The sequence below is a fragment of the Sedimentibacter hydroxybenzoicus DSM 7310 genome, assembly GCF_013403245.1.
Taxonomy (GTDB): Bacteria; Bacillota; Clostridia; order Tissierellales; family Sedimentibacteraceae; genus Sedimentibacter; species Sedimentibacter hydroxybenzoicus.
Genome location: NZ_JACBNQ010000047.1, coordinates 1 through 7662 on the forward strand (window position 1 = coordinate 1; position 7662 = coordinate 7662).

Below are 7662 nucleotides of genomic sequence, written 5' to 3' on the forward strand. Positions count from 1 at the left end.
TCGCCAAACTCATTTTTCATTTGATAAACACCGGGGTTGTCCGGTACTTTTTTCAATTCTTCCTGTATATCAAACATAGTATCTCCCTGTAATTATAACATATATTATACCATGATTATCTTAATATTAACATAATATAAAATTAATTTTGTATTAATTTTAATATTAATTTTTTGTTTTAAGCAAACAAACAGTATTCAACAAGTCGAAATGCCGAATACTGTTTGTTTTATATTAGTATAAATTTTTTATCTTCAAATGTTGTTATCAATTATCACTTTATGCAATTTAAGTTTAGCATAGATTCAACACGCTGATCTTTTTGATACAATGTCATTGTTGCATCTCCGACACCTTCAACCTGTGTAAGTGTTCCTCCCGCAACGGAAACGACCTTCTCAACAATTCTGTCCGATACTTCGTCAATACCTTCGCTTCCATTCATAATACCGGTTGCGTCAATATCAATATCCTCATTAATTATTGATTGATTCCCGCTGACGCGGATAACCGGTACAATCGAATTATTAAACCCTGCAGCTCCTGTTGTCCATAATATAATGTGAGCACCGTAAGAAGCGTAATTAACTCCGGCTCCCCCACAAAGCATCGTGGCCTCGGATAAATAAAATCCATGTTCACCGGGGCGTTCCACTCCGTATTTATTGATTTGCAGCACATCTTGAATTGGCTTGGTACCCATCTTGTGTAAAGCTCCTAAAGATTTTTCTTCTATGGTGGTCAATCCTCCGACACAATTGCCGACACTCATGGTTTCCACATCAGCTCCGGGAACTCCCCATCTTGTCTTTTCATTATTTATCAGCGTAACAATTTTTTCTGCAACATGCTCCGATACTGCTCTGCTTTTAAGAATATCTTCGCAGCCGATCAGCTCAAACAATTCACCGCCTATACACGTCGAGCCTAAATCAACAAGCTTATCAGCAGCTTTTCCTACACTTGGATTTGATGCAATTCCGGAGCTTGTATCACTTCCGCCGCACTTGATTCCTATAACCAATTCACTTATATTACAATCCTCACGCTTTAAGCCGCTTATATGCGACTCAATTTCTTTAAGCATTTCAATTCCAGCAGCTATGCTTTTACGAGTACCTCCGACTTTTTCACATGTCATCAGCCTTACCGGCTTTCCCGATATTTCATTTCCGATCTGTTCAGGCTGTATACTTCCGCATCCCATCGCTACTACAATTACTCCTGCAACATTTGGATTTTGTGCAACCGCAATCATTTGATTAAATGTTTCTTCATTGCCTCCGAGCATGCAAGTATACCAATTTGTCAGAACAACAGCATCCTCGTTTTCTTTGGCTATTGCCCTTACAATTCCTTCACAGCATTCGTCAACTGCTATAACAAGTATTTTATTTCTGATTCCGACTTTACCGTCTTCTCTTCTGTATCCCTTAAATATCATTTTTTTCTTCTCCTCTGATATTCATTTGACGTTTAATTTCTTCTATAATTGAATTCGGGATATTAACGCTGTAGCTTTTAACGTTATGAACATGAACAAGATATCCCGTTTTTATATCTTGTGTACATTCACCTGTGTTACCTCCGTATTTTATTACATTGCTTCCTTTTTTCATATCAACCAAAGCAATCTTATTACCGTAAGGAATATCCTCCTTTGCAATTATACTATATATTTTATTGTTATTCGTATCATGAATTTCCGCAGCTTCACCCTTACTTGTTTTTTCTAAAGCAGTAGCAACAGTATCCTCTCTTTCCATCTTCATAAATCTACTCATTTATAACCTCTTTTCCGCTGAAATCCTTTATCATCCATTTAACCCATCCTATCAGCATTATAATCATAATAAATATAATCGGAACGGCTGTGATTATTGCACAGGTCTTAATAGTGTTTAAATCTGCATTTATTAATATCATGGTTAACGGAACCAACGAAAGCATAATGCACCAGAAAAGTCTGAGCATCGGGTTCGGTTCTTCATTATTTTTCAGTCCTTTAGTTGAAGTTGTGGCCATAGTAAATGCCGCGCCGTCTAAAGTTGTTGCCAAAAATAATAATGATACAATACAGAAAATAATCATAAATATTGATCCCATAGGCAATGTTCTTAAAACCTCTACTATAGCAGCATTTGAGCTGCCATCTGCAAGCATTCCAACCATATCAACAGCACCGTCAAGCTGCCTCTTCAGTGACAGACTTCCTAAAACACCAAAGAACATAAAGCATCCCGCGCTGCCGCTCAGCAATGTATTTGCAACTACAGATCTTATTGTTCTTCCCTTTGATACCTTGGCAATGAAAATTCCGGTAAAAGGAGCATATGTTACCCAATATAGCCAGTAAAAAATAGTCCACGCGTCCGGGAACCCTGAATTTCCGATAGGGTCTGTAAATAAGCTCATGTGTATAAAATTTTGGAACATAAGCCCTAAAGACTGAGTAGTATTATTAATAATAAAAAGTGTCGGTCCGCACAGTACTACACCTATACAAAATACAATAACTAATTTAATATTCCAGTCCGAAATTTTAGACATACCTTTTTGAATACCTATATAGGAGCTTAGCGAATATATTACGGATAAAACTACAATAATGAGTAAATTAATCGTGAATGTAGGTTCTATTCCGACAACGCTGCTAAATATTTCAGTAACCATGGGAACCGAAACTCCTAATGTGATGCTTAAGCCTCCGAAGCAAATAAAAATAAATAAAACATCTATTATTCTGCCGATTATTCCGTCCGATTTAATTCCCGTCATTGCGCTTACAACTCCGCTCATGCTCAGACCCTTATTTTTTCTGACATGAAAGTGATAAGCTATCGGCAATCCCGCTAAGGCATATAATGTCCATGCACTGATTCCCCAGTGGAACATTGTATACGGCACACTCATTTCATATGCTAACTGTGAAGATGCCTCGATACCTAAACCCGGAGTACCGATATAGTAAGCCCACTCAACAAATGCCCAATACACCGTTGCCGAACCTAAACCGCAGCATATCATCATAGATATCCATTTAAATGTAGAATACTCTGGATTACCTTCACCGAGTTTGATTTTTCCAAATTTACTGAATGCAATAAATACTAACAATAAAATACCGAAAAAAGTAAATATAAGCGTGAAGGATCCGAAGGCATCGGTCATTAACGCAAAAATATTATTTGCCGTCTGTTGTGACGCTTCCGGCATTAAATATAAAAAGCCTACCACTGTAAATACTAAAATCAAGCTTGCTCCAATCAATAATTTATCTAATCTTTTAGTCATTTTATTTCCTCCTCAATAGCACTAATCAATTCTATATTTGTTAAGCAACTCTTCATCTATTTCCACACCGAGACCTATGCAGTCAGGTACATTAACATATCCGTCTTCAAAAGGAATTTTATTCTTGACCAAATCTCTGAAAAGAGGACTTTGGCTTTGGGAATATTCCATCAAATCACCATGTTCGGTTGCTGCTAAAAACTGTACCGTCGCCGCAAGTAAAATACCCGTACTGAAGCCGTGAGGAATCAATCTCGTTCCATTCATTTGAGCCAGATCATAAATTTTTCTCATTTCACTTATACCGCCGCATCTTGTAATGTCAGGCTGTACAATATCAGGCTGTGCATTTTTCAAGAAACTATTAAATTCAAAGCGAGTTGTCAATGACTCTCCGCCTGCTATTTTGGCTGATGTAATACCTGATAATTTTGCATATCCCTTTTCATCATCCGCCAGAATAGGCTCTTCAATCCAGTTCAGGTTGTATTTCTCCAAGCTTTTGAACATAGAAGCCGCATGACCGTATGTTCTCCATTTTGTAGCAATATCTATTTCCAATTCAAACGAATCACCAACTGCTTCCCTGACATTTCTTATAATCTCTATATCTACATCAGGATCATCACCTAAAATTCCTCCGCCAAATTTCAAGCTCGTATATCCTTGTTCTTTCAGCTTTACAGCAATTTCCCTGTTATCCTCCGGTTTGTCGGCAGGTATAAATGTTCCATATGCCTTAATCCTGTTACGATACTTTCCTCCAAGCAGCATATAAATAGGAACCTGATAATATTGGGAGGCAATATCCCATAATGCTATATCTATGGCACTAATTGCATGAATTCCTGCACCTCTTCTTCCCATATAGTTGGATGACCAATACATTTTATCCCATAACCTTTGAATTTCTAATGGATTTTCTCCTATTAAAAGCCTTTTCAATCCACTGCAATAAAGATTTGTTTCCGGTGCAAGAATAGCTGCTTTTGCAACCATTGGAGAGGTATCGCTTTCACCAATGCCAACAATATCTCCGTCTGTGTAAACCTTCACAATAACAGCATCCTCTCCCCATTCGCAAGGATCATCAATACCGGGTACTCTCAGGACTATTACCTCAATATCAGTAATTTTCATTCTTTTCCTCCTCTTTAAATCAAATACCTATTCATCAGTACTTGATTTATTTTTAATTTAACGGCCGTTAATATACATATAGCAAAATTAGTGCCAACTATAAATGTTAAGAAATAATCAAGGGTTTAAACCGTTTTGTATAATTCGCGAGTTAAAAACAACTCTTTTTTAAGTGTTTATTATATAAAAATGAGTTGAAATAAAATCACTATTATAGTATAATCAATTATAAAAGGAAGGTGTTACTAATGATAAATGCTGCAAACTTTACGTATGGACTGTCTGATAAAGAGCTTATCAAAATAATTGACGCCCTTTATGATGAAATACTTATATATGATAATAATTATACAATCGTATATATAAACCAAGCATGTCTCAGGCATTATTCGTGCGAATCTGATGATATGATAGGAAAATCCTTTTTTGATTTTATACATAAGGACTGGTGGAGCCCCTCCATTCTTCCGGTTGTATATAAAGAAAAGAAGCCTTATGCTATAAAGCAAAGAACCTTTACCGGTCACGAGCTGTTAACTATTGCAGTACCTATTTTTGACGAAAAAAATCAAATTAAATATGTCGCAATGAATGTACGTGATGATTTGAATCAAATTGAACTCTATAACCCTAATTATATTTCCTGCAAAAATGAACTGAACCAAAATTTAATTCCTTTAGCCAACAGCAGGGAAATGAAGATTACTGTTGATATGGCTGAGCGCTTAAGCCAAATTGATGTCACATGTATACTTACCGGTGAATCAGGTACAGGCAAAACTATGTTAGCACGATACATTCATTCATTGAGCAAGCGTAAGGAGCAGCCTTATATTAGTATAAATTGTGCCAGTCTTCCGCAGGAGTTGGTTGAATCAGAGCTGTTTGGCTACGTTAAGGGAGCATTTACCGGTGCAAATTCAAGCGGAAAAAAGGGATTGTTTGAAGCTGCAAACGGCGGAACCCTGCTATTAGATGAAATATCCGAATTATCCATGTCTGCTCAGGCAAAAATGCTTCATGTATTGCAGGAGCAGACTTATATTCCAATTGGCGGCAGTGTTCCTAAAAAAGTAAATGTAAGAATTATTGCTGCGACTAATAAAAATCTTAAAAATCTGGTATCAATAGGGCAGTTCAGAGAGGATTTATACTATAGATTAAACATTATAGAAATTGCTATACCTGCACTTAGGAACAGAAAAGTGGATATTCCGGATTTAATTGATGAATTCTTAAATAATTTCAACAATAAGTACAATCTAAGCAAAGGCTTTACTCCGCAGGTTATTTCTGCTCTTGTTGATTATGATTGGCCCGGTAATGTAAGAGAGCTCCTCCACATGGTTGAAAGATTAGTGGTAACAACCGATGGAAACCAAGTTGGTGTTTCCAGCCTTCCAAAAAATATCTTCGGAATTATCGAAGAGCCAAGCTCTGATGTAGAGGGAATGACCTATCAGGAAAAAATGGATTTATATGAAAGCAATTTGGTAAAGGAGGCGTATATGGTATGCGGCTCTTCAAGAAAAGTAGCCGAATATTTGTCGGTAAGCCAGACTAAGGCAAATAATCTGATAAGAAAATATATAAAAAATAAATAGCGAAGGAGCCTTAAGATAAATCTTGCAATCTTAAGGCTCCTTTTTCAATTATATTTTGCTATATCCGGACATATTTCACAGATATTTGCTTTATTATTGCTTCTCTTCTCTTAATGCCTTCATCATTGAAACTATTGCAAATAGCATTATAAAAATAAACGGGAAGGCGGCAGCTATAGAAGCTGTCTGTAACGCATTTAATCCTCCTGATAACAATAATGCCGCTGCAAATAAAGCCTGCACTACACCCCACAAAAATTTCTTCTTGTTTGTCGGATTTAAATCTCCGTGAGAGGTAAACATTCCCATTACAAATGTAGCCGAATTTGCAGATGTAACAAAGAATGTGCACAAAAGCACAATTGTTATCAGGGATAATATAGTCCCTAAAGGATAATAATTAAATACCTGAAATACGGCTGTTGACGGATTGCTGGCAGCTGAAGCCAATCCCTCAACTCCAAGCGTTTCACCTAAATTTAATCCCATTGTTCCAAATATTGAGAACCAGATAAGTGATGCAACAGCAGGCGCTACTATTACCCCTATAACAAATTGTTTTATGGTTCTTCCTTTTGATATACGTGCTATAAATGTTCCCACAAATGGTGCCCATGCAATCCACCATGCCCAGTAAAATATAGTCCAGCCGTTTATCCAGCCGTTATCCCCAAAAGCATCAATACGCAGACTGTTCTGAATAAATCCATTTAGATATTCTCCCAAACTATTTGTAAACACATTTATCATCTTTAATGAAGGTCCGACTATAAATGATAATGCCAACAGTCCAAATGCCAAGTAAAGATTTATATCTCCCAATAGCTTTATTCCTTTATCTATACCACTTACCGCAGTCCAGATATAAATAATTGTAATAACCACAATTATACTAAGTTGAATCATGGTAGTTTCAGGAATATTGAAAAGATAATTAAGTCCGCTATTAATTTGTAGTGTGCCAAGTCCAAGTGATGTTGCCACTCCGGCAATTGTTGCAAATACAGCAAGTATGTCTATCAGTTTACCTATGGGACCTTTTACCTTTTCCTCCCCAAGCAACGGTATAAATATACTGCTGATCAATCCCGGTTTATTCTTTCTGAATTGGAAATATGCCAACGCAAGACCTATAATAGCATAGTTTGCCCAAGGATGGAATCCCCAGTGCATGAATGAAGCTCTCATAGAAAAGCTTAGTGCTTCACTGCTTCCGGGCTCTATGCCTGCCATAGGAGATACGAAGTGTGATACAGGCTCTGCCATTCCCCAGAATACTAATCCAATACCCATACCTGCTCTTTCTACTTCTTTTACTATCGTTGCACCGCAACGTGTACAGGTGCCTCAGGTTGATGTCATTATAACTCCGTCAACCTTATCCTCTTTCAATTTTTCGATCATTTCCTTAGCCATTCTTACAGCTTCTGCCTGTGTGGTTCCCGTTCCTACCGTGCTGTAGAAATAATCATGAAGTGATCCGAATTTTCCTTCCTTTTTCTAATATCTCAAGGGCATTTTTCTTAATCATTTTTATAAGCATACTCTTATCGCCTTTTGCAGGAACTTTAACAGAAACTTTGTTGCCTCTTTTTTCGGACAGCAGCTTTTCAAACAACTCTCT

General features: G+C 37.0%; 6 protein-coding genes and 1 pseudogene. 1 reads left to right on the forward strand and 6 read right to left on the reverse strand.

The window, feature by feature from the left end:
• Nucleotides 1-274: 274 nt before the first annotated feature.
• Genes HZF24_RS18475 through HZF24_RS18490 form a run of 4 tightly spaced genes read right to left on the reverse strand, consistent with a single transcriptional unit; the run spans nt 275 to nt 4434 of the window.
• Nucleotides 275-1444, reverse strand: coding sequence for a UxaA family hydrolase (locus HZF24_RS18475; protein ID WP_179239856.1), 1170 nt, complete (start codon nt 1442-1444; stop codon nt 275-277).
• Nucleotides 1434-1784: a UxaA family hydrolase gene (locus HZF24_RS18480; RefSeq protein ID WP_179239857.1), complete on the reverse strand. Its 351-nt coding sequence runs from the start codon at nt 1782-1784 to the stop codon at nt 1434-1436. Before HZF24_RS18480 ends, HZF24_RS18475 begins: the two co-directional genes overlap by 11 nt.
• Nucleotides 1777-3294, reverse strand: a complete 1518-nt coding sequence (locus HZF24_RS18485; RefSeq protein ID WP_179239858.1) for a BCCT family transporter — start codon at nt 3292-3294, stop codon at nt 1777-1779. The genes HZF24_RS18480 and HZF24_RS18485 overlap by 8 nt, the downstream gene beginning before the upstream one ends.
• 21 nt (nt 3295-3315) lie before the next feature.
• Nucleotides 3316-4434: a mandelate racemase/muconate lactonizing enzyme family protein gene (locus HZF24_RS18490; protein WP_179239859.1), complete on the reverse strand. Its 1119-nt coding sequence runs from the start codon at nt 4432-4434 to the stop codon at nt 3316-3318.
• Nucleotides 4435-4682: 248 nt separating this feature from the next.
• Between HZF24_RS18490 and HZF24_RS18495 the strand changes: the two genes are divergently transcribed.
• Complete coding sequence (locus HZF24_RS18495) at nt 4683-6038, forward strand: sigma-54 interaction domain-containing protein (RefSeq protein WP_179239860.1); 1356 nt, start codon at nt 4683-4685, stop codon at nt 6036-6038.
• A gap of 93 nt (nt 6039-6131) precedes the next feature.
• On the opposite strand, the pseudogene HZF24_RS18500 reads toward HZF24_RS18495, so the two are convergent.
• A pseudogene (locus HZF24_RS18500) lies at nt 6132-7538 on the reverse strand (BCCT family transporter); the annotation flags it as partial.
• Nucleotides 7507-7656 carry a hypothetical protein gene (locus HZF24_RS19465; protein WP_407695764.1) on the reverse strand — a complete coding sequence of 50 codons (150 nt, stop codon included), beginning with the start codon at nt 7654-7656 and terminating at the stop codon, nt 7507-7509. The gene HZF24_RS19465 and the pseudogene HZF24_RS18500, both read right to left, overlap by 32 nt.
• Nucleotides 7657-7662: the final 6 nt, after the last annotated feature.

What these genes read in the sequence shown, in the direction of transcription:
- HZF24_RS18485 (WP_179239858.1), bottom strand. Translation starts at nt 3,294, where the DNA reads ATGACTAAAAGATTAGATAAATTATTGATTGGAGCAAGCTTGATTTTA.
- HZF24_RS18475 (WP_179239856.1), bottom strand. Translation starts at nt 1,444, where the DNA reads ATGATATTTAAGGGATACAGAAGAGAAGACGGTAAAGTCGGAATCAGA.
- HZF24_RS18480 (WP_179239857.1), bottom strand. Translation starts at nt 1,784, where the DNA reads ATGAGTAGATTTATGAAGATGGAAAGAGAGGATACTGTTGCTACTGCT.
- HZF24_RS18495 (WP_179239860.1), top strand. Translation starts at nt 4,683, where the DNA reads ATGATAAATGCTGCAAACTTTACGTATGGACTGTCTGATAAAGAGCTT.
- HZF24_RS18490 (WP_179239859.1), bottom strand. Translation starts at nt 4,434, where the DNA reads ATGAAAATTACTGATATTGAGGTAATAGTCCTGAGAGTACCCGGTATT.